Source organism: Mesobacterium pallidum (genome assembly GCF_019966535.1).
Lineage (GTDB): Bacteria > Pseudomonadota > Alphaproteobacteria > Rhodobacterales > Rhodobacteraceae > Mesobacterium > Mesobacterium pallidum.
Genome location: NZ_JAIMID010000003.1, coordinates 193,840 through 216,048, shown reverse-complemented (window position 1 = coordinate 216,048; position 22,209 = coordinate 193,840). Strand labels below are relative to the sequence as shown.

At 69.1% G+C, this 22,209-nt stretch carries 19 protein-coding genes; 9 read left to right on the top strand and 10 right to left on the bottom strand.

What is annotated here, in order from left to right; translation table 11 throughout:
• Window positions 1–20: 20 nt before the first annotated feature.
• Window positions 21–791 carry a sensor histidine kinase gene (locus tag MF270_RS06365; RefSeq protein WP_238365035.1) on the bottom strand — a complete coding sequence of 257 codons (771 nt, stop codon included), beginning with the start codon at window positions 789–791 and terminating at the stop codon, window positions 21–23.
• A 154-nt stretch (window positions 792–945) separates the two neighbouring features.
• Between MF270_RS06365 and MF270_RS06360 the strand changes: the two genes are divergently transcribed.
• Window positions 946–1,569, top strand: coding sequence for a response regulator (locus MF270_RS06360; RefSeq protein ID WP_238365034.1), 624 nt, complete (start codon window positions 946–948; stop codon window positions 1,567–1,569).
• On the opposite strand, the gene MF270_RS06355 is transcribed toward MF270_RS06360, so the two are convergent.
• Window positions 1,545–3,056 carry a malonate--CoA ligase gene (locus tag MF270_RS06355; RefSeq protein ID WP_238365033.1) on the bottom strand — a complete coding sequence of 504 codons (1,512 nt, stop codon included), beginning with the start codon at window positions 3,054–3,056 and terminating at the stop codon, window positions 1,545–1,547. The genes MF270_RS06360 and MF270_RS06355 overlap by 25 nt on opposite strands.
• Window positions 3,057–3,179: 123 nt before the next feature.
• On the opposite strand from MF270_RS06355, the gene MF270_RS06350 reads away from it, so the two are divergent.
• Window positions 3,180–4,088 (top strand): YihY/virulence factor BrkB family protein, encoded by a 909-nt coding sequence (locus MF270_RS06350; protein WP_238365032.1) that lies wholly within the window; start codon window positions 3,180–3,182, stop codon window positions 4,086–4,088.
• Here MF270_RS06350 and MF270_RS06345 read toward each other — a convergent pair.
• Window positions 4,064–5,296 carry a glycerate kinase type-2 family protein gene (locus tag MF270_RS06345; protein WP_238365031.1) on the bottom strand — a complete coding sequence of 411 codons (1,233 nt, stop codon included), beginning with the start codon at window positions 5,294–5,296 and terminating at the stop codon, window positions 4,064–4,066. The two genes, MF270_RS06350 and MF270_RS06345, sit on opposite strands and share 25 nt — an antisense overlap.
• Window positions 5,293–5,703 (bottom strand): acyl-CoA thioesterase, encoded by a 411-nt coding sequence (locus MF270_RS06340; RefSeq protein ID WP_238365030.1) that lies wholly within the window; start codon window positions 5,701–5,703, stop codon window positions 5,293–5,295. Before MF270_RS06340 ends, MF270_RS06345 begins: the two co-directional genes overlap by 4 nt.
• Before the next feature lie 166 nt (window positions 5,704–5,869).
• Between MF270_RS06340 and MF270_RS06335 the strand changes: the two genes are divergently transcribed.
• The gene (locus MF270_RS06335) at window positions 5,870–6,118 is read left to right on the top strand and encodes a TFIIB-type zinc ribbon-containing protein (protein ID WP_238365029.1); all 249 of its coding nucleotides are present in this window, start codon (window positions 5,870–5,872) and stop codon (window positions 6,116–6,118) included.
• A gap of 62 nt (window positions 6,119–6,180) precedes the next feature.
• Here MF270_RS06335 and MF270_RS06330 read toward each other — a convergent pair whose 3' ends face one another.
• Window positions 6,181–7,092 (bottom strand): tyrosine recombinase XerC, encoded by a 912-nt coding sequence (locus MF270_RS06330; RefSeq protein ID WP_238365184.1) that lies wholly within the window; start codon window positions 7,090–7,092, stop codon window positions 6,181–6,183.
• Window positions 7,093–7,109: 17 nt separating this feature from the next.
• A complete protein-coding gene (locus tag MF270_RS06325) occupies window positions 7,110–7,817 on the bottom strand; it encodes a DUF484 family protein (protein WP_238365028.1) in 708 nt (235 codons plus the stop codon).
• A 190-nt stretch (window positions 7,818–8,007) separates the two neighbouring features.
• Here MF270_RS06325 and MF270_RS06320 point away from each other — a divergent pair, with 190 nt between their 5' ends.
• Window positions 8,008–10,197, top strand: a complete 2,190-nt coding sequence (locus MF270_RS06320) for a primosomal protein N' (RefSeq protein ID WP_238365027.1) — start codon at window positions 8,008–8,010, stop codon at window positions 10,195–10,197.
• Between the two features lie 81 nt (window positions 10,198–10,278).
• Here the strand turns inward: MF270_RS06320 and MF270_RS06315 are convergent, their stop codons facing one another.
• Window positions 10,279–11,718 carry a D-alanyl-D-alanine carboxypeptidase family protein gene (locus MF270_RS06315; protein ID WP_238365026.1) on the bottom strand — a complete coding sequence of 480 codons (1,440 nt, stop codon included), beginning with the start codon at window positions 11,716–11,718 and terminating at the stop codon, window positions 10,279–10,281.
• A 359-nt stretch (window positions 11,719–12,077) separates the two neighbouring features.
• Window positions 12,078–12,773 (bottom strand): HAD family hydrolase, encoded by a 696-nt coding sequence (locus tag MF270_RS06310; protein WP_238365025.1) that lies wholly within the window; start codon window positions 12,771–12,773, stop codon window positions 12,078–12,080.
• A gap of 116 nt (window positions 12,774–12,889) precedes the next feature.
• On the opposite strand from MF270_RS06310, the gene clpS reads away from it, so the two are divergent.
• From clpS to MF270_RS06290, 4 genes are all read left to right on the top strand, one after another.
• Entirely contained in the window at window positions 12,890–13,198 is a 309-nt protein-coding gene (gene clpS, locus MF270_RS06305; protein ID WP_418887864.1) for an ATP-dependent Clp protease adapter ClpS, read from the top strand.
• A gap of 9 nt (window positions 13,199–13,207) precedes the next feature.
• Window positions 13,208–14,197 (top strand): class I SAM-dependent methyltransferase, encoded by a 990-nt coding sequence (locus MF270_RS06300; protein WP_238365023.1) that lies wholly within the window; start codon window positions 13,208–13,210, stop codon window positions 14,195–14,197.
• Window positions 14,198–14,242: 45 nt separating this feature from the next.
• On the top strand, window positions 14,243–15,040 hold the full coding sequence (locus MF270_RS06295; protein WP_238365022.1) for an SDR family NAD(P)-dependent oxidoreductase: 798 nt from the start codon (window positions 14,243–14,245) through the stop codon (window positions 15,038–15,040).
• Between the two features lie 66 nt (window positions 15,041–15,106).
• Complete coding sequence (locus tag MF270_RS06290; protein ID WP_238365021.1) at window positions 15,107–17,962, top strand: calcium-binding protein; 2,856 nt, start codon at window positions 15,107–15,109, stop codon at window positions 17,960–17,962.
• A gap of 54 nt (window positions 17,963–18,016) precedes the next feature.
• Here the strand turns inward: MF270_RS06290 and MF270_RS06285 are convergent, their stop codons facing one another.
• Together MF270_RS06285 and epsE are read right to left on the bottom strand one after the other, a co-directional pair.
• Complete coding sequence (locus tag MF270_RS06285) at window positions 18,017–19,909, bottom strand: PhoX family protein (RefSeq protein WP_238365020.1); 1,893 nt, start codon at window positions 19,907–19,909, stop codon at window positions 18,017–18,019.
• Between the two features lie 80 nt (window positions 19,910–19,989).
• Window positions 19,990–21,210, bottom strand: a complete 1,221-nt coding sequence (gene epsE, locus MF270_RS06280; protein ID WP_238365019.1) for an exopolysaccharide biosynthesis GT4 family glycosyltransferase EpsE — start codon at window positions 21,208–21,210, stop codon at window positions 19,990–19,992.
• A gap of 115 nt (window positions 21,211–21,325) precedes the next feature.
• Here epsE and MF270_RS06275 point away from each other — a divergent pair, with 115 nt between their 5' ends.
• Window positions 21,326–22,207: a glycosyltransferase gene (locus MF270_RS06275; RefSeq protein ID WP_238365018.1), complete on the top strand. Its 882-nt coding sequence runs from the start codon at window positions 21,326–21,328 to the stop codon at window positions 22,205–22,207.
• The last annotated feature ends 2 nt before the right edge of the window (window positions 22,208–22,209 follow it).

Below are 22,209 nucleotides of genomic sequence, written 5' to 3'. Positions count from 1 at the left end.
CGCCGGCCCTTCGTGCCCCGTCAGCCGTTCGGCAAGGTGCGCATGCGTTGGCCGGCAGCCGGGGCGAGGGGCAGGCGCAGTTCGACGCAGGTGCCGCGGCCCTTGAGGCCGTCGTCCAGCCGGATGCTGCCCCCGTAACGCCGCGCGATCTTGGCGGCATGTGCCAGGCCCATGCCGTTGCTGCGTCCGGGCTGGCGCGGGCCGAGCGTGGTCAGCGGGTCCAGCACCTTGCCGCGGAATTCCTCGGGGATGCCGGGGCCGTCGTCGAGCACCTGCAACACGGCCATGTCCGCGTCGCGATGGCAGCGGATGAACACGTTTCCGCTGGTCTTGTCATGGTGCTGGGCCGCGTTGCGCAACAGGGCCGCCAGCAGGACCATCAGGTCCCGTTCGCCGATGTCGATCCACGACTGGCGCAGGTCGTGGCGCAGCCGGAAGCCGCGCGGCAGCACGCCATCGGCCAGCACGTCGTCGATCGCGGTCTTCAGGTTCATCCGCCGCAGGGTCTGCATCCGCCCGATCCGCGAATGGATGATCACGTCGTTCATCAGCCGGTCAAGGCGCGCACCGTGGTCGGTCATCAACTGCAGGTGCTGGGCGACCGGCCCCATCGGCCGTTGCCCCAGCCGGGCCAGGTCATCCGCGATGATCAGCGGCAGTTCGACCAGGGCCCGCACCGATTCGCGGATCTCGTGGCTGACGAGGTGCAGCATCGTGTCGCCATCGCTGGCGTCGGCGCCGACCGTGTCCGGACGGTCGTCCAGGTCCATCCGTTTTGCCAGGTTCTCCATGGCTTTCCTCCGTTCTGGGTCGGGGGCATAGGGACACAGTTCCGCTAACAATCCGTGAATCTTTGACAATCCCCTCAACCCTCGGCGGTACACCACATCTTAAGCCTTTTGGCCGTTCTGTAGCCGCGCAGAATGCAACGGCAAGGAGTGCGACATGAAACATCTCGCCAGGGACAGGTCCGACAGGGGGGCCGGCGTACCGGCCGGGCTGGGGACCGCGACGGTGCTGATCCTCGACGGGTCAGAGCTGCGCCGTAGGCGCCTGACGCGGCTGTGCATGGCCACCGGCCTCAGCCTTCGGCTGCTGGAATGCCGATCGGCCCTCGAACTGGGTCAGATGATCGACGAGCGGCGGGGCTTCGATATCGCGCTGATCGGCGAAACGCGTGACCCGGAATGGCTCGGGGCGCTGCAATTGATGCGCGCGGAGCCCGCGCATGAACACACGCCGGCGCTGATGATCTGGCCCGAGGCAGACGACAGCGCGCGGATGACGGCCATGAGCTTTGGCGTTTCGCGCTACGTCAGCCAGGCCGACCTGACGGCCGCCGACCTGCACGACGCGATCTCCCACGCCCTGTCCGAGGCCGCGACCGCGCGCCTGAAAGAGGCGATCGGCCAGCGCGCCGGCGACGCGGAGCCCCGGTTCGGCGGCCATCTGCTGCTCGCACGCCTGCGGGCCAAGGGGATGATTCGCCGCCTCTCCACCCCCGCGCCCGCGGCCGAGGCGGGCCCGGCCGGGCCCGATGCGGGTCAGGCCGAAAAGCGGTCCCTGTAGGCGTCGCGCAGGGCGGCTTTCTGCACCTTGCCCATGGTGTTGCGCGGCAGGGCGTCGATCATCAGCAGCTCGCGCGGGTGCTTGAACCGGGCGAGCCTGGCGCGCAGGTCCTCCATGATCGTGTCCAGATCGGGTGCCGCGCCCGGCGTCGCCACGATCAGCCCCAGCGGCGTCTCGCCGAAATCGGGGTGCGGCACGCCGATTACCGCGCTTTCCAGCACGCCCGGCTGGTCGTCGAGCAGCAGCTCCAGCTCTTTCGGGTAGATGTTGAACCCGCCCGAGATGATCAGGTCCTTGCCGCGACCGACGATGGTGACATAGCCATCGGCATCCATGAAGGCGAGATCGCCGGTGATGAAGAACCCGTCGGCCCGCAGCTCTTTGGCTGTCTTCTCGGGCATTTGCCAATAGCCCTGGAAGACATTCGGCCCGCGCACCTCGAGCGTGCCGATCTCGCCCGCCGGCAGCTCGGCGCCCTCCGCGTCGCAGACCTTCACCTCGACTCCCGGCAGCGGAACGCCGACCGTCCCGGCGCGCCGGTCGCCGTCATAGGGGTTCGAGGTGTTCATGTTCGTCTCGGTCATCCCGTAGCGCTCGAGGATGCGGTGGCCGGTGCGGTCCTCGAACTGCCGATGCGTCTCGGCCAGCAGCGGGGCCGACCCCGACACGAACAGACGCATGCCCGCGACCAGATCGCGGTCAAAGCGCGGATCGTCCAGCAGGCGCGTGTAGAAGGTCGGCACGCCCATCATCGTCGTGGCCTGCGGCATCAGCCGAATCATCTCGGCCGCGTCGAACTTAGGGACAAAGATCATGGCCGCGCCGGTCAGCAGGATGACGTTGGTCGCCACGAACAGGCCATGGGTGTGGAAGATCGGCAGAGCGTGCAGCAGAACGTCATCCGCCGTGAAGCGCCAGTAGTCGGCCAGCACCTCGGCATTCGACAACAGGTTGTCATGGCTCAGCATCGCGCCCTTGGACCGCCCGGTGGTACCCGAGGTGTAGAGGAAGGCGGCGAGGTCATCGGCGCCGCGATCCACGGTCTCGAAGACCGCGGGCTGCCTTTCGGCCAGGTCGGCGAAACTGCCCTGACCATCACTGCCCAGCGTCACCAGCTGCGCCTCGCAGGCGGCCGCCACGGCGGTCAGCTTGTCCGCATCGCCCGGATCGCAGACCAGCACCCGGGCGCCGGAATTCTCGACGAAGTAGTGCACCTCGGCCGCGGTATAGGCCGTGTTCAGCGGCAGAAAGACCACGCCCGCCTGGATCGACGCCGCCACCAGAGCCAGCATTTCGGGCGATTTCGCCAGTTGCAGCGCGATGCGGTCGCCGGTCTCCAGCCCCAGCCCCTTCAGCGCATGGGCGTAGCGGGCCGTCAGGCCGAGGAAATCGGCATAGCTGATCCGCGCGCCGTCCGGCAGCACCAGGAAGGTGCGGTCGCTGCCCGCATGGGGGGCGAACAGGCGGTCGTAAAGGTGGTTCGGCATCGGCTTTCTCCCTGCTTGGGCCGGTTTTGCGCCATCGGGCCGGGCCCGTAAAGGCCCGCGTTGCTGGAACCTTCCGCCCATGCGCCCTAGGTTGCTGGGGCAAGGAACATGGGACGGACCGACATGAAAGCCATCTACGCGCGGATCATCGCCTTTCCGCCCGTGCGAGAGCTCCTCGCGCTGCTCGACCTGATCGACCGGGCCAACCTGGGCCTGATTGCCGCCGGGATCGGCTTTTTTGCCACGCTCGCGGTCTTTCCCGCGCTGGCGGTGCTGGTGCTGACCTGGAGCATCTTCTTCGACCCCGAACAGATCCAGACCACGCTCGAGCTGTCGCAGGAGGTGGTCCCGCCCGAGGTCTTCAAGGTCATCGCCGACACGCTGGGCCGGCTGATCACGGCCGGGTCCTACGAGACGCTGACCTATGCGACCATCGTCAGCTTCCTCTTCGCGCTCTGGTCGGCGCGGGCCGGGGTGTCGGCGCTGATCCGGGGGCTCAACGCGGCGCATTCGCTGCCGCACCGGGCCAACACGTTCATGCGCTACCTGCAGGCGATCCTGCTGACCCTGTCGATCTGCGGTACGGCCGTGGTCGCCATCGCGGCCATCATCGTGGTGCCGATCTTCCAGGCCTTCCTGCCGCAGGGCGCGGTGTCGTCCTGGCTGGTCGAGGCGCTGCGCTGGGGCGCGGCGCTGGGGTCGATCATCATGGCGCTGGGGCTGACCTACCGGCTCGGGCCGAACTTCGGCGACCGCGAGCGGCCGGGCTGGATCTCGCCCGGGGCGATCCTGGCGGCGGTCCTGTGGCTGGGGGTTTCGCTGCTGTTCAGCATCTACCTGCAGAACTTCGCCAATTACAACGAGGTCTACGGCTCGCTCGGGGCCGCCGTCGCCCTGCTGATGTGGTTCTACCTGTCGGCCTACGTGGTGCTGATCGGCGGGGCGCTGAACGCCCGCATCTTCCGCCGTCACCGGGACGAGGCGCGGGCCGCGCGCGCCGCCCGCCATCAGGCGCGGATGAGCAGGGCCTGAACATCCGCCACGTTGGTGCCCGTCGCGGGCACGCGCAAGAGGTCGCCTGCGGCCTCGAGCGCGGCGTGGCTGTCGTTGTTCGCCAGCAGCGCCTGCGGGTCCTGGCCCGCGTCCCTGATGCGCTGGAGGGTGCCCGCATCGACGATCCCGCCGGCCGCATCGGTCGGCCCGTCGCGCCCATCGGTGCCGCCCGAGAGGAACGTCCACGTGCCCGGCAGGTCCTCGAAGGCGATCCGCAGCGCCAGCTCCTGGTTGCGCCCGCCCGTGCCGGTGCCGGCGATCCGCACAGTGGTCTCGCCACCGAAGATCAGCAGGCAGGGGAGGGGGGCCGTTTTCGCGGCCGCCACGATCTCGGCGCAGGCCTCCGCGACGTCGCCGACCAGGTGATCCGAGACGATGCGGGTCTCGATCCCCTCCGGCGCGGCCTCGACCATGGCGGCCAGCGACTGGCGGTTGGAGCCGACGAGGATGTTGTCGGCCTCGGGCATCTCCACGGTCTCGTCGGGCGCCGACAGCAGGTCGCGCACGCGGGCGGGCAGCTTGTCCCAGGCGTCCGCGACTTCCAGCAGCGCCTTGGCCTCGGCGCGCGTCCCAAGGGGCGAGGCGGTCGGCCCCGAGGCGATGGCGCGCAGGTCGTCGCCGATCACGTCCGACAGGATGTAGGCATGGACCGAGGCGGGCGCGGCATGGCGCAGAAGGCCCCCGCCTTTCAGCTCCGAGAGCTGCTGGCGCACGAGGTTCATCGCCGTGATGTCCAGCCCCGCCTCGAGCAGGGCGCGGTTCACGGCCTGCTTGTCGGCAAGGCTCAAGCCCCCCGCTGGCGCCGGCACCAGTGCAGAGCCGCCGCCCGAGACCAGCACGACCACCCGGTCCCCCGGGCCGGTCTCGGCCAGCAGTTCCATGATCCGCTGGCCCGCGCGCAGCCCGTGTTCGTCGGGCACCGGGTGGCCCGCGCGGATGGTCTCGACGCCGGGCAGGGTCGTGCTGTTCTCATGATGCGTGACGACCAGCGCGGCGCGGGGCGTGGGCAGGCAAGCGAGGGCCGCGCGCATCATCGCCGGCGCGGCCTTGCCGAAGGCGATCACGGTCAGCGCGCCCGCCGTCTCGGGCACGGGGTGGTCGCGCATCGCGGATTTCACCGCCCGGTCCGGGTCCGCGGCTTCGACCGCGGCGGCGTACAGCCGTTCGAGGAGCGCGCGGTCACTCATGCCGTGTAGGGCGCGAGCATCTCGCGGATGGGCTCGGGCGCGCGGGCCGAGGCGATGCCGCCGTCCTTTTCCTTGACGAAGATCCGCAGCTCGTGCCCCGTCGCCACCAGCCGCTCGCCGATCGACAGCCGGTATGCGACCTTGAGAGACGACCGGGTGAATTCCGCGATCTCGGCCGAGATGGTCAATGTGTCGCCGGCCCTGGCCGGGCTGTGGAATTCCGCGCCCACGTCGCGCAGGGGCGTGCCCTTGATGCCATGCGCCGGCAGGTCGGTCTGCGAGAACCCGGCGGCCGCGCACATCATGTGGAAGGTGTTGTCCATCCAGCGGAAGTAGTTCGGGTAGAAGACGATCCCGAAGGGGTCGCAATCGCCGAACATGATCGGCATGTCGTGCTGAAAGGGCATGGGCTCTCCTGGTCTTTGGGCGGAGTGTGCGGCTTTCGCGCGGGGATGAAAAGCCCCGGCAGGCAAGGTCCGCGGCCCGGGCTGCAGGGATGCGCATCGGGGCGGCAGCTTGATCGCGGGCCGGGCCGTCCCCACATCGGTGGGGCACAAGCAACGGAGACGACGCATGAAATGCCCGCTGGACGGAAGCAACCTGGTGATGACCGAACGCGCGGGGGTCGAGATCGACTATTGCCCGACCTGTCGCGGCGTCTGGCTGGACCGGGGCGAGCTGGACAAGATCATCGAGCGCAGCGCGGCGCCCGTGCAGCCGGTGGCCCCGCCGTCTCAGGAGTACCGTGAGGAGTATCGCGATGAATACCGCAAGCCGAAAAAGAAGCGGGGATCGTTCCTTGAGGACCTGTTCGACTTCTGACGCAGGGGCCGCGCCCGTGGTGCTGACGGAATGAGTATTTGGAGAATAATGAAAGGGTGGGCTCAGGCCTTGGGGTGGGCCGCCTGGTAGACCTCGAGCAGGCGGGCGGTGTCGACCGCCGTGTAGGCCTGCGTGGTCGAGAGCGAGGCGTGGCCCAGCAGCTCCTGGATGGCGCGCAGGTCGCCGCCCTTGTTCAGCAAGTGGGTGGCAAAGCTGTGGCGCATGGCGTGGGGCGTGGCCGTGGCCGGCAGGCCCAGCTGCATCCGCGATTGCGCCACGACCTTCTGGATCAGCCGCGCGTTCAGCGCGCCGCCGCGGGCGCCGCGGAACAGCGGCGCGTCGGCTTCGGCCGGGTAGGGGCAAAGCTGCACGTAGTCCGCGACAGCGTCGCGGGCGGCGGCGATGACGGGCACGATCCGCTCTTTGCCGCCCTTGCCGGTGATGCGCAGCGGCTGGGGTAGCGGATAGTCGGCGCCGGTCAGCGACAGCGCCTCCGAGATCCGCAGCCCGCAGCCGTAAAGCAGCGTCACCACCGCCACGTCGCGCGCGGCGATCCAGCCGTCGCGGGCCTGCAGCTCGACCGTGTCGATCATCGCGCGGGCGGCGTCCTCGGCCAGGGGGCGGGGCAGCTTGCGGGTGTACTTGGGGCTGCGGGTCGACAGCACGGCCGTGGGTTCGAACCCCTCGCGCCGACTGAGCCAGCGGTAGAAGGTCTTGACCGCCGAGAGCTTGCGCGCGAGCGACCGGGCGCCGACCCCCGCGCCGCGCTCATGCGCCATCCAGGACCGCATGTCGGTCACCGAAATGCGCGCGATGGGGGCGAGGCCCAGCGTATCGCCCTGGTGCGTGGTCATGAACGACAGGAACCCGGCCACGTCGGCCCGGTAGGCGGTGATCGTGTTCTCGGCCGCGCCCTTCAGCGCGCGTTCGGTATCCAGCCAGTCGGCAAGCGCGGCGCTCAGCGCCGGGGACATGACGACGGCCGCGCCGCTCACGACAGCCAGCGCCGCATGGCGCGTTCGAAGACGCCGGCGAAGAAGGTCAAGAGGTCCGTGCCCTGCTGCGGGGTGAACTGGTGCGGGTCCTCGGCGCCAAGCACCAGCATGCCCGGCAGGCGGCCCGCGCCGAAATCGAGCCGCAGGCAGGCTTCGGAGCGGATGTAATCGGTGGCCTCGCCAAAGATCGCCGGGTCGCCATGCGCCAGCTGGCGCAGCACCACGGGGCGCGCCGGGGCATTGCGCCCGCCGGTGATGTAGCGGTCGATGAAACCCGGCTCGGCCACCGACAGCACGTCGCCCAGGCGGGTGACGGCGGGGTCGGTGTCGTTCTGCGTCGATTCCAGCACCAGCCGCACGGTATCGACGCGCAGGATCTCGGCCACTTCGCCGCCAAGGTCGCGCAGGAAGGGTTCGAACTCGGTCGGGTCGAGCATGCGCAGCACGGCGCGGTGGATCTGGTTGGTCCCGGCGAGGTTCTCGTAGGCCGCCGCGATGACCGAGCGGTGCGTGTCCTCGAGCCGGTCCAGCCGGGCCTCGAGCCGCTCCATCGCGATGCCGCGCAGGTCGACGATATTGCCGCCCATCGACTTTTCATTGGCCGCGATCAGCGCCCGCATCAGGTCCTGGTCGTCGAGTATCGACTCAGGCTTTGCGATGATCTTCTCGCGCAGGGTTTCGTCGATCATGGGGCTGCTGCTCATCCCGGGCCTCTTGGTGTCTTTTTTGTAAACCTTGTAGCAAGGCCGGGGGCGATTTGCCCACCTTAAAAGGCGGCCGGTGCCCGGAAACCCGGATCGGGTGTGACCCATCGGCCCGGGCTTCCCCGAAAAGCGGTTCCAATGGGCGCCCCGGGGCACTAGGTCTGGGGCGATCAAGCAAGGACCGGCGGCGGTGAAAAGCTACTTCGACGAAGGCGACCTGGTGGGCGTTCTGACCGCCCAGCCCCTCGACCGCGTGCTGGATTACCGCGCGCCCGAGGGCGGCTGTCACCTGGGCGCCTATGTCGAGGTGCCGCTGGGCCCGCGCAAGGTGCTGGGCGTCGTCTGGGGCGAGGGGCGCGGCGATTGGGATTACGCCAAGGTCCGGTCGGTCATCCGGGTGCTGGATGCCGCGCCGATGCGGGACGAGATGCGGTCGTTCCTGGAAAAGATGGGCGCGTACACGCTCACGCCCATGTCCGCGATGCTGCGGCTGGCGACCCGCGCGCCGGGCCTTGGCGATCCGCCGTCGATGCGCAAGGTCTACCGGCTGGGCGGGGTGGAGCCCGACCGCATGACCTCGGCCCGTGAACAGGTGTTGGGGGTGCTGCGCGACTACGGCGGGCTGTCCTTCACCCTGACAGAGCTGGCCGAACTGGCCGGGGTCACGACCGGCGTGGTCAAGGGCCTCGTCAAGCAGGGCGCCGTCAGCGAGGAAGACGCGCCGCGCGACCTGCCGTTCCCTCGGCTCGATCCCGACTACGGCGGCAAGGACCTGACCGAAGACCAGTCCGCCGCCGCCTCCCGCCTGCGCGCGGGCGTGGACGCGGGGGGCTACGGCACGGTGCTGCTCAAGGGCGTGACCGGGTCCGGCAAGACCGAGGTATATCTCGAAGCTGTCGCCGAGGCCCTGCGCCATGGCCAGCAGGCGCTGGTGCTGCTGCCCGAGATCGCCCTGTCGGGCGAGTTCCTGACCCGGGTCGAGGCACGGTTCGGCGCCAAGCCTGCCGAGTGGCATTCGGGCGTGACCATGACCGAGCGCCGCCGCGTCTGGCGCATGGTGGGGCAGGGGGATGCGCAGCTGGTGGTCGGTGCCCGCTCGGCGCTCTTCTTGCCCTACCAGAACCTTGGCCTGATCGTCGTCGACGAGGAACACGACACCTCCTACAAGCAGGAGGAGGGCGTCTTTTACAATGCCCGCGACATGGCCGTGCTGCGGGCGTCGCTCTGCGGGGCGCGGGTGGTTCTGGCCTCGGCCACGCCTTGCCTCGAGACCTGGGCCAATGCCGAAAGCGGCAAGTACGAGCGGGTCGAACTGATCTCGCGTTTTGGCGAATCCGTCCTGCCCGAGATGCGCACGATCGACATGCGGCGCGAGGATGTGCCGGCGGGCGAATGGATCTCGCCCGCGCTCAGGCGGGCCGTGGACAAGCGGATGGAGGCGGGCGAACAGAGCCTGCTGTTCCTCAACCGCCGCGGCTATGCGCCGGTGACGATCTGCCGGGCCTGCGGCCACCAGATCGGTTGCGACCAGTGCGACGCGAAGATGGTCGAGCACCGCTTTCTCAAGCGGCTCATGTGCCACCAATGCGGCGAGACGAAGCCGATCCCGGAAACTTGCCCCTCCTGCGCGGCCGAGGGCAAGCTCGCCCCCGTGGGCCCCGGGGTCGAGCGGCTGGCCGAAGAGGCGGCACGGCACTGGCCCGATGCGCGGGTCGTGGTGCTCAGCTCGGACCTTTTCGGCTCGGCGCGCGCGCTGAAGGAGCGGATCGAAGAGATCGCCAAGGGCGACGCCGACATCATCATCGGCACACAGCTGGTGGCCAAGGGGCACAATTTTCCCCTGCTGACGCTGGTGGGCGTGATCGACGCCGACCTCGGGCTGCAAGGCTCGGACCTGCGCGCGGCCGAACGCACCTTCCAGCTGATGCGCCAGGTGGCGGGCCGGGCGGGCCGCGCCGAGCGGCCGGGCGAGGCGGTGATGCAGACCTACCAGCCCGAACACCCGGTGATCCGCGCCATCCTCGGCGGGGACGAGGAAGCCTTCTGGCGGGCCGAGGCCGCAGGGCGCGAGGCCGCCGGCGTGCCGCCCTATGGCCGGATGGCGGGGATCATCCTGTCGGGCCCGGACGTGCAGGAGGTGTTCGACCTGGGCAATTTCCTGGCCCGCAATACCGCCCCCCTGGCCCGGGTCGGCGCGCAGGTCTACGGCCCGGCACCTGCGCCCATCGCCCGGGTCCGTGGCCGTCACCGCGTGCGGCTGCTGGTCAAGGCCGGCAAGGGCGTGGCCCTGCAATCGGCCCTGTCGCAATGGGTCTCACAGGCGAAACTCAAGGGCCAGCTGCGCCTTGCCGTCGACATCGACCCGCAAAGCTTCTTTTGACTCCCTGCTTTCATTATTCCAAAAAATACTCCTGCCGGAGGCATCCGACGGGAGCAAGACGCACCAGCGCTCAGGCGGGTCTCAACCCGGCCCGACCATGAAACAGGTCACGTTCCTGGCCTGCAGCCGGCGGCAGGCCAGGTCCGCGCTTTCCCGCGTCATGCCCAGGAAATTCGCGTCGAACCCGGCGCGCCGCTGCACCACCTTGCGCAGCGACCCGTCCAGCGTGTCCATTTCGGCCAGCGCGGTCTTCAGCAGCACCTTCTCGGCGGCATAGCGCGACGGGTAGCTGCCGATGTTGATGCCCCAATGCCGCCCGCCCGAGGTCGAGACCCGCTCGACCACGCGTGGCGCTTCCTCCTCGCCGGGCGCATGGGCTGCGGCGGTTGTTATGGCGGTGGCGATGGGCGCGGCGGCGGCGACGCTGACCAGCGCCAGCCCCTCGGGCCGCAGCGGAGGCTTCTTGCCCGGCATCACGCTGGCCACCTGAACGGGTGCCGGTTCGGGCGCGGCGGCCTCGACGGTCTCGGCAACCGTCAGGCTCACGTCCTTGGCCTCGGCCACGGCCTCTTTCAGCACGTCGCTCTGGGCCATCAGCATCGGCGCGGGCACCTCGGTGGTGCCGGGGCGCGCCTGCGGCCGCAGCGACACCTTGACCAGCCCGTTCACCCGCACCGTCTTGCCGACGCCGCCGGGCGTGTTGCCGGTGGCGCTGGCCATGGCCTCGGGATCGGCCTGGAACGAGGTCACGTCGGGCTTGTCGGGCCGCTTGACCCGCGCCGTGCTGGGCGCGCGCTTGAACCCGAGATCCAGCAGCTCGGCCACCTCGGCATTGCGCTGCGCCGAGGAGCGCCCACCGAAGACGGTGGCGATGATCCGCTCCTGCCCGCGTTCGGCCGAGGCGACAAGGTTGAAGCCCGCCGCGCGGGTGTAGCCGGTCTTGATCCCGTCCGCGCCCTTGTAGCTGCTCAGGAACCGCCGGTTGGTGTTCGGCACGGTCTTGATGCCGGCATCCGCGGTCATGCGCGAGAAGAGGTTGTAATACTGCGGGTAATCATAAAGCAGGTGCCGCCCGAGGATGGTCATGTCGCGGGCCGTCGACATGTGCCCGGTCTCGGTCAGGCCGTGCGCGTTCTTGAAGGTGGTGCGGGTCATCCCCAGCGCCTTGGCCGTGCGGTTCATGCGCCGGGCAAAGGCCGCCTCCGAGCCGGCGACCGCTTCGCCCAGTGCCGTCGCCGCGTCATTGGCCGATTTCACGGCCGCGGCGCGGATCAGGTAGCGCAGCTTGATCTTCTGGCCCGATTGCAGCCCCAGCTTGGACGGCGGTTCAGCCGCCGCGTTGGGCGAGATGCGGATGTACTGGTCAAGGTCCAGCTCGCCCGCCTCGACCGCCTGGAAGGTGATGTAGAGCGTCATCATCTTGGTCAGCGAGGCCGGGTGCAGCCGGGTGTCGGCATTGCGCGCATGCAGCACCTCGCCGGTCCGCGCATCCATCACCAATGCCGCGTAGGGCGCCGCCATGACCGAGATGGGAATCGCCAGAAGGAACCAAAGTGCCGTGAATGCCAATAGCCCCAGCCGGGCCGGACGTCTGCCCCGTACCGCCACGATAAACCTGCCTTTTCTGCCTCTCGTCCCACCGTCGTTGCGGCAGGCTCATGTGCTTTTTGATTGCAGAAAGGCTAGCACAGCTCTCCCTTTGAATAAAGTGTTCATCTTAAAAGGTTAATTAACCATTTCCCGCCTAGCGTGGTCCACATGTAGGGGTGCCCCGTGGGGCCACCTACCAGACCGGCGAATGGGGCGGGATCGTGGCAATTGTGGCAAGAATGGGGCGACTCGGATTCGCGTCTGCGGCACCGGTGTCGCGGCGCTGCGGATCAGCCGATCCGCGCGACAAGCGGGCCAAGCTGCGACAGGTCCGCCAATTCCACGAACCGCTCCGCCCCCTCCGGCTGTTCGGCATGTTCCAGCGCCCAGGCCAGGTCATGCGGGACATGCACCCCCCAGGCCCCGACCTCGAGCGCCGGGCGCACGTCGCTTTTCATCGAATTGCCGACCATCATCGCCCGCTCGGGCCCGTCGAACCCGCCAAAGATCCGGGCATAGGTCTCGGGCCGCTTGTCCGACACGATCTCGACCGCGTCGAACAGCGCGCCCAGACCCGATTGCGCCAGCTTGCGCTCCTGGTCCAGCAGGTCGCCCTTGGTGATCAGCACCAGCCGGTGGCTGCCCGCCACCGCCTCGACCGCCTCCCGCGCATGGGGCAGCAGGTCGACCGGGTGGCGCAGCATCTCGCGCCCGGCGGCCATGATCTCGGCGATGACGCTGGCGGGCACGCGGGCGTCGGTCACCTCGATCGCCGTCTCGATCATCGACAGGGTAAAGCCCTTGATGCCGAATCCGTAATGCCCGATGTTGCGCCGCTCGGCCGCGAGCAGGCGGTCATCCAGGTGCTCGGGGTCGGCGTGATCGGACAGCAGCTCGGCGAACCGCGCCTGGGTCAGCTTGAAGAAGCGTTCGTTGTGCCAAAGCGTATCGTCCGCGTCGAAACCGATTGTCGTCAAGGCCTGCATGGTTCTGCCCCCTTCCATCGCCCGGCAAATGGTCTATATAACCGCCTCGATCCGCAAGATATACAGACCCGCAACCAGCGAGAGCCGCAAGCGTAATGACCACCCCCATCCATCTCATGGCCGGTGAAGACGACGAGTCCGGCGTTATCCTGGAAACCCGCACCCGCACGCGCCGCCCCCCTCTCTACAAGGTCCTGCTGCTGAACGACGATTACACGCCGATGGAATTCGTCGTGCATGTGCTGGAGCGATTCTTCGGCATGTCCCACGCCCAGGCGTTCGAGATCATGCTGACCGTGCACAAGAAAGGCGTGGCCGTGGTCGGAGTCTTCAGCCACGAGATCGCCGAGACCAAGGTCGCCCAGGTGATGGATTTCGCGCGGCGGCACCAGCACCCGCTGCAATGCACCATGGAAAAGGAATAAGGGGCGCGCATGTCGCTCTCCGACCGCCTGCCGCTCGCCCTTTCGGGCGGGCTCGTGCTGCCGGAAGGGCGCATTGCCGTCCTGGGCGCCCGTGCGGGCGATGACCTGTCGGACCTGCCGCAGGACGCGCTGGTGATCGAGAGCACAAATGCCCCCGATCATGCCGCGCTGACCGCCGCCGGGCGCGAGACGGTCGTGTCGGCGACCGGCGCCTTCGCCGCCGCGATCGTCGTCCTGCCGCGCGCCAAGGCTCTGGCTCGTGCGCGCCTCGCCCATGCCGCCACGCTCGCCCCGCTGGTGATCGTTGACGGGCAGAAGACCGACGGCGTCGATTCGCTGCTGAAGGACCTGCGCCAGCGCGGGACCGTCGACGGCGTCCTCTCCAAGGCCCATGGCAAGATCTTCTGGGGTGCGCCCGGCGACCTCTCGGACTGGGCCGCGCCCGAAGCACAGAAGGTCGAGGGCGGCTGGATCACCGCGCCCGGCGTCTTCTCGGCGGACGGGATCGACCCCGGCTCGGCGATGCTGGCCGAGGCGCTGCCGCAAAAGCTGGGCGCCCATGTCGCCGACCTTGGTTCGGGCTGGGGGTACCTGGCGCATCACGTGCTCGCCCGCCAGGGCGTCGCGCGGGTGGACCTGGTCGAGGCCGACCATGCCGCGCATCTCTGCGCGCAAGCCAACCTGGCGGATGCTGGCGACCGGGCCCGGTTCCACTGGGCCGATGCCACGACCTGGGGCACCCCGCGCAGCGTCGATGCCGTCGTCATGAATCCGCCCTTCCACACCGGCCGCGCGGCCGAGCCGGCGCTGGGCCAGGCCTTCATCCGCAATGCCGCGCGCATTCTGCGGCCCTCGGGCACGCTCTGGCTGGTCGCGAACCGTCATCTGCCCTATGAAATGGACCTGCGGGACCATTTCGCGCTGGTCGACGAGGTCGCGGGCGACACCCGCTACAAGGTGGTCCAGGCCCGCAAGCCGCGCACGCAGCGGCGCGGCTGAGGCAATGACAAGGGCCCCGCAGAGGCGGGCAACCGGAGGCGAAAGATGAGCTTTTCGATCGAGGGCAAGACCGCCATCGTCACCGGCGCCGCGAACGGCATCGGCCTTGCCATCGGGCGGCATTTCGCCAACCAGGGCGCCAATGTCATGTTCGTCGACATGGATGATGAGCGGCTCGAGCGCGAGGTCGGCAATTCCGAGGACGACAATGTCCGATGGTTCGCCGGAGACCTGCGCGAACGGCTGACCATCGCCAACCTGCTGTCCGCCACGCTCGATTCCTTCGACAAGGTGGACATCCTCGTCAACGCCTCGCGGCAGGTGGTCTGGACCGACCCGCTCGAGGACGAGGACGATTCCGTCAACCTGATGCTGCAGCAGAACCTGATGGCGCCGCTGGCGCTGAGCCGTCTGGTGGCGCAGCGCATGATCCGCCAGGGCAAGGACCAGGAGGACGGTGCGCTGGGCGCCATCATCAACCTCAGCTCGGTCGCCGCGCGCCGCACCCGGCCGGAATTGTTGGGCTATTCCATCGCCACCGCCGCGCTGGACCAGATGACGCGCTCGCTGGCCGTGGCGCTGGCGCCGCACCGGATCCGGGTGAACAGCGTGGCCATCGGATCGCTCATGTCCGCGAGCCTCAAGTCCGTGCTCAAGGAAAACGACGGCTATCGCAAGGTGATCGAGGACAACACGCCCATGTCCCGCATCGCCGGCCCCGGCGAGATGGTCGAGGCGGTGCAATACCTCGCCTCGGACGCCTCCAAGTTCATGACCGGGCAGATCCTCACCGTGGACGGCGGGCGCACGCTGCTTGACCCGGTGCCGGCCCCCGCGCACTAGCCCCCTCGACCCGAGGCGCCCGCGCCCCCATATTCCCCGGACAGCAGGGAAAATCACGGGGTACGCATGGTTCGCACGGCTTTCATCCTGGCAACGCTCGCTGCCAGCCTCGCGCTGGGCGCGGCCCGCGCCGACAGCGCGCGGGTCTTCGTCTACGGCAACAGCCTTGTCTACTGGAACGGGGCCGAGCGGTCGAACGTGCTGCAACCCCTGTCCGACATGGCCCGCGCCGCCGGGCATGACCTGGCGGTGGACGGGACCTGGGGCTTCCTGCGCAATTTTGCCGAAGCGCGGGCAGAGCCGCAATGGGACCTGCCCGGCGTGACCCGCGCCTGGACCGCCCGGCGCGGCGGGATGGAGAGCGCGGGGTTCGACACGATCATCCTGACCCCGGCCAATTTCATCCAGTACCAGGGCGCGGACCGGCCCTATGACGGCCCGAACGAGACCGGCGCCTCGCCCCTCTCGGCCGCACTTCAGGTCCTCGACGACGCGCTCGCCGCCGCCCCCGGCGCGCGGGTGCTGGTCTACGAGGGCTGGCCGGACATGGGCCGCTACGGCTATCCGCCCTCGGCCCGGCAATACCGCCGCTACCACCGCGCCGCGCTGGACGATTACCACGACTGGTTCCAGGACTTCACCGCCGCCCTGCAGGCCGAACGCCCCGGCGCCGACATCGCCCTGCTGCCCGTCTCGAGCACCCTGTCGCGCTGGCTGACCGGGCCGCTGGAGGATCTCTCGCCAGAACAGCTCTATGTCGACGACGCCCCCCACGGCACGCCGACGCTCTATTTCCTGGCCGCAATCCCGGTCTACCGCGCGCTGTTCGGTGAGGCCCCGCCGGCGGACATGCCCCTGCCCGAAGGGATCGACCCCGCCGTGCGCACCGCGCTGCAGGCCGCGCACGAGGAAGGGCGCGCGCCCACTGACATCCGCCACGTCGCCAGCGACAGCGCCGCCGACGCCATGGGCCACCCGAACCCCGCGCTCGCCATGGGCCTCAACGGCGTGACGGACTGGAGCACCGAGGTGCCGTTTCTCGACCTGATGAAGACCGCCCGGCCCTGGGTCGGCCACCTGCCCGGCCAATGGGGCGGCTATGACGCCGCGCAGATGGCGGCCGAAGGGTACCTCGACGCCGATGGCTGGCTCACACGCGTGCCCGAGGCCGTCACCAAGGTCGAAACCTACGTGCTGACCGACATGCCCACGGGCGCCACCGGCCTTGCGGGCCGCTACGTGCTGCGCTTCGACGGCACGGGCGATCTGCGCGTCACGGGCCGCGCCGACAACACGCGCTATGCCTATTCGCAGGGCGAGGTGCGGTTCGACTACACGCCCGGCGAGGGGCCGGTGGTGATCGGCTTCAAGCGCTCGGATCCCGCCGATCCGATCCGCAACATCCGCATCGTGCGCGAGGATCTTTTCCCGCTTTACGAGGCCGGGGCGATCTTCAACCCGGCGTTCGTGGGCAAGGTGGCGGACCTGCGCATGGTCCGCTTCATGGACTGGATGCTGACCAACGGCTCGACGCTGACCAGCTGGGACGACCGGCCCCGGACGACCGACTACACCTTTGCCCGCCGTGGCGTGCCAGTCGAGGTGATGCTGGCGCTCGCCAACCAGATCGGCGCCGATCCGTGGTTCACCATACCGCACCTGGCCGATGACACCTATGTCAGCCGCTTTGCCGAAGCGGTCGAGGCCGGGCTGGACCCGCGCCTCAAGGCCCATGTCGAATATTCGAACGAGCTCTGGAACTGGATGTTCCCGCAGGCGCATCATGCGGCCGAACAGGCCGCCGCCCGCTGGCCGAACGCGCCCGATGACGCCTGGCTGCAATGGGCCGGCCTGCGCGCGGCCGAGGTGATGGATGTCTGGGCCGAGGTCTTTGCCGAGACCCCCGACCGGCTGGTCCGCGTCGTCGCCACCCATACCGGCTGGCCGGGGCTCGAGACTGCGCTGCTCGATGCGCCGCTGGGGCAGGCCGAAGGCGCGCCGCCGCCCGTCACCTCCTTCGACGCCTACGCGGTCACGGGGTACTTCGGCCATCATCTGGGCACGGCCGAGGGGGCCGCCGAGGTGCGCGCCTGGATCGCCGCCAGCCGCGCCGTGGCGCTGGCCCGAGCGCAGGAACAGGGGCTGACCGGGCCCGCGTCAGAGGACTACGTCGCGGCCCATGGCTACGACCTGGCCTATACCCTGGCCGCCGAGGCCATCGCGGGCGGAGAAATGCAGGATCTGACCGGAGAGCTGTGGCCGCACCATGCCGCCGTCGCCGCCGAGCGGGGGTTGAACCTGCTGATGTACGAGGGCGGCACCCATGTCACCGGGTTGGGCGAGGTGGTCGAAGACTCCGAACTGACCGATTTCTACACACGCTTCAGCTACACGCCGCAGATGGTCGGGCTCTATGACCAGCTTCTGACCGCCTGGGCCGCGCAGGGCGGGCAGGCGTTCAACGCCTTCGTCGATGTGAGCAAGGCGACGCGCTGGGGCAGCTGGGGCGCGCTGCGGCATCTCGATGACCGGAACCCGCGCTGGGACCGGCTGATGGCCTGGAACGGGGACGGCGCGCATTGGGACGCGGACCGCGCGCCCGGGACCTTCCTGCATGGCGTCACGGCTCTGGGCAGCGACGGAACCGACCGGCTGACCGGCACGGAGGAGGAAGACTTCCTGTCCGGCGGCCCCGGCGATGACCTGTTGATCCCGCAGGCGGGCAACGATCACCTGCATGGCGGCGACGGTACCGACACCGCCGAACTGCCCGCCATCCGTGACGCGCTGCGTTTCGCCCGCGACGGCGAGGCGATCATTGCCAGGCATCCCGGCGGGCGGATCACCCTGGTCGCGATCGAAGCCGTCACCTTCGCGGGTGCGCCCGACCAACCGGTGCCGCTGGCCGACCTCGTGCCATAGAAAACCCCGCGCGACGTCTCTGTCGCGCGGGGTCCTGTCCACAATGATCAGCCGTCAGCCGACCGGCGCGTCGTCCTCGCGGCGCACCTGGATGATGGCCGAGCGGGGCGTGCCGCCATCCGGCCAGCCGCTGCCGGGGTGCTGGATGCCCACGAACATGGTGCGGCGGTCGATCGACCAGCAGAGGCCCGTGACCTCGCTGCCCTTCGGCCCGGTCAGGAAGCGCGCGATCTCGCCCGTCACCGGGTCGCCCACCAGCATCTGGTTGTTGCCCATGCCGGCAAATTCGCCCTCGTTGCTGTCGTCGCCGTCGGTCTGGATCCAGACCAGCCCGGCGCTGTCGATCGCCATGCCGTCGGGCGAGTTGAAGAGGTTGCCCGAGGTCACGTTCTCGGACCCCTTGTAGGCGCCCTCCTGCGTGTCCGGATTGCCCGCCATGACATAGAGGTCCCAGTCGAACCCGTCCGCTGCGGCATCCTCGCCATGGGGGCGCCAGCGCACGATCTGGCCGAAATTGTTGGCATCGCGCGGGTTCGGGCCGTTGGCGGCGGTGTCGTCGCCGCCGGCGTTCGGCTTCTTGCCGCGGTTCTTGTTGTTGGTCAGGGCGCAATAGGCCTCGGCCGTGACGGGCGACGAGGCGACCCATTCCGGGCGGTCCATCGTGGTCGCGCCCACGGCCGAGGCAGCCATGCGGGTAAAGATCGCGATCTCGGCCGGCTCCATGCCCGTGGTCTCGGGCGTCAGGGCCAGCCATTCGCCGGTGCCGTCATCGTTGAACTTGGCGGCAAAAAGCGTGCCGTCGTCCAGCAGCCCCTCGGTCGAGGCGCCGGGGAAGTAGGTGCCGGTCGACACGAAGCGATAAAGGTACTCGCCGCGCTCGTCGTCGCCCATGTAGACGACGACCTTGCCTTCGGGGTTCAAGACCACCTCGGCATTCTCGTGCTTGATGCGGCCAAGGCCGGTGTGCTTGACCGGTGTGCTTTCCGGGTTCGTCGGGTCAATTTCCACGACCCAGCCGGCGCGGTGCGGCTCGTTCGGGGTCTTCGACGTGTCGAAGCGCGCGTCCCACTTGTGGTAATCGTAGCCCCAGCCCTCGACCGGCACGCCGTAGCGGTCGTAGCCCGCCTTGACCTTGTCGTCGTAGCTGGCGGCCTCGTCGGTCGAGCCGAAGTAGCCGTTGAAGTTCTCTTCGCAGGTCAGGTAGGTGCCCCACGGGGTCTTGCCCGAGCCGCAGTTGTTGAAGGTGCCCAGGCTTTCCGTCCCGGTCGGGTCGGCCTCGGTCTTCATCAGGTCATGGCCGGCGGCGGGGCCGACGATCTTCATCGGCGTGTTGTGGTCGATGCGGCGGTTGAAGGGGCTGTCCACGACCACTTCGAACCCGTCCTCGCCCTGCGCGATCTCGAACACCGTGACGCCCTGCAGGTTCTGCAGCTTGCGCACGTCGTCCGCGCTGGCGGGCTTGCCCTCCTGCGCGGCGGGCAGGTTGATGTCGAGGTTCACGTATTCATGGTTCACGGCGATCAGCTGGTGCCCTTCAAAGGCAAAGCTTTCCATCCCGTCCGTGTTCTCGCCGAAGATCCGGTCCGAGCCGTCCAGCGGCCCGCCATCGGTCACGTCGTAGCCTGCGGCGTCCGAGAACAGCGCATCGCCCCAGCCGCCCAGCAACTTCCAGCGGTAGCCCTCGGGCACGTGCACGGTGCCGTCGGTCTGTGCGGCGATCGGGGCAAAGGGGAAGCGTCCCGCGCCCATCGCCTGCGCCGAGCTGCTGGTCATCAGGCCGCTGCCCATGACCGCCGCGCCCGAGCCGAAGGCGACGAGGCCCGACAGGAACCCGCGGCGCGACAGCGCGCGCTCGACCACGCGGTCGAAATCGTTCTCTTCGGGGCGGGGGAAGTGCAGCTCGTCCCAGTCGTCGGCGGACAGGTGTGCGGGATGCTTGGTGGTCATGGGTGACTCCTCAGGTGTCGTTCGCGCGGGACGCTAGGGGGGCTGCGTGACACTGGGGTGACAGTTCCATGACGCCTGAGTCACGGCCAGTGGGCGATCAGCGTCTCGGCCCCTGTGGCGGCGCTGAAGTGATCAACGATGCGCTGACGGCCACCTTGCGACAGGCGGTGTGCAAGGTCCGGGTCGCCGCGCAGGCGCAGCAGCGCCTCGGCCAGCGCCTCGGGGTCCTTCGGCGGGACCAGCAGGCCATCCACGCCGTCGCGGATCAGCTCGGGCACGCCGCCGGCATCGGTGCCGATGGTGGGGGTGCCGCAGGCCATCGCCTCCATGTAGGCGACGCCCAGCGGTTCGTGCCAGCTGGCCAGGACAAAGGCATGGGCATCGAGGATGCCCGCCTTGACCCGCTCGGCACTGACCGCGCCCAGCAGCCGGGCGTGGCCTTGCAGGTTCAGGCGGCCCAGCACCGCCTGCAACTCCCCATGGTAGCCCGAGCCGCCATGGTCATCCTCGCCCGCGATCTCGAGCTGCACGTCCACACCGCGGTCGAGCAGCAGCCGCACGGCCTGCATCAGGTCCTGGTGGCCCTTGACCACATGCAGCCGCCCGCAGGCGAAGATGCGCAGCGGCTCGTTGGCGCTGGCTGGCCGGTAGGGGCCATCGGGGGCGAAGGTCTCCACATCGACGCCCATCGCCTGCACCGGCAGGGCGAGCGGCAGGTCTCCGGCCAGGTCGCGTGTCACCTCGGCCAGAAGCTTTTCGGTGATGATCGTGGCGAACCGCGCCCCCCGCCACTTGAAGCGTTGCCCCGGCCCGTAATCCGACATCGGCCCGTGCAGGGTCAGCGAATAGCTGGGCCCGCCCATGCGCTGCGCCAGCGCGGCGATCAGCGCGGCACGGCCGCAGGAATGGGCGTGAACATGCCCGATCCCCTGCGCCCGGCAGGCGCGGATCAGCCGACGCGCGGCAGGCAGGCAGATCAGCACGTCGCGGGCAAAGGCGCGCCCCTCGGCGCGGATTTCGCGCGCGATTTCGGCCCAGGGCGCGCGGGGCAGGGACCACGTCAGGGCGAGTAAGTCGGCGCGGCCCAGGTACTCGGTCCGGGCCATGGCCTCTTCGGACCAGGCGTGCGAAATCAATCCCTTGGGCGGCGGCGTGGTGGAGAAGAGAACCGGCTGCACCCCGCGCCTTTCCAGCTCGATGATCTCGCGCCAGAAGAAGATATGTGTCTGCCCGGGGAACTGCGGCACGAGGTAGCCGATTTTCCGAGCGGGGGGCCCGGCACCATCGAAATTCTCAACCATGCGCCAACCGGTCCCTTGGAAATACCTGTCTCACCGCATACCATGCCGTTGAATTGAACACGAGATTTGACACGACGGTTTTCCAATTCCGGCCGTGCCAGGCGGAACCGGCGCCATGCAAGACAGCACACCAGGGACAGACGCGATGCGCCCCGCGCTCAGCGTCATCCTGCCCGCGCATGACGAAGAGGGTCTGATCGGCCCCTGTCTTGACGCGGTCATCGCCTCGGACTGGCCGCGCGGAAACCGCAACGCCGGGCTCGAGGTGATCGTCGTGGCCAATGGCTGCAGCGACGGCACCGTGGCCGAGGCTGAAAGCCGCGCGCCCGCCGCCGCCGCCGCCGGGATCGCGCTGCGCGTGCTGGACCTGCCCGAGGGCGGCAAGCTGGGCGCGCTGAACGCCGGGGACGCGGCGGCGCGGGCGGGCAACCGGGTCTACCTCGACGCGGACGTGACCGTGTCGCACCGGCTCTTGCTGCAGTTGCATGGCGCGCTCAGCCGGGACGGGCCGGTCTATGCCTCGGGGCAGGTGCTGATTCCCAAGGGGCAAAGCGCGCTGACCCGGGCCTATCGGCGGATCTACCGGCAGGTGCCCTTCATGACCCATGGCGTGCCGGGCTGCGGCGTCTTCGGCGTCAATGCCGCCGGGCGCAAGCGGTGGGGGGACTGGCCGGATGTCATCTCGGACGACACCTTCGCGCGGCTGAACTTTGCCCCGCATGAACGGATCGGCGTCTCGGCCACCTATCACTGGCCCCTGGTCGAGGGGCTGGGCCCGCTGATCCGCGTGCGTCGGCGCCAGAATGCCGGGGTGGACGAGCTGCGCCGCCGCTTCCCCGATCTTTTCGCCAACGAGGACAAGCCGGGCCTATCGACGGCGGACAAGCTGACCATGTTCAGCCGCGATCCCTTCGGGTTTCTCGTCTACGCGGGCGTTCTGCTTTACGTGAAGCTGCGCCCGCACCGCGAGGCGGATGGCTGGTCGCGGGGGCGCTGACC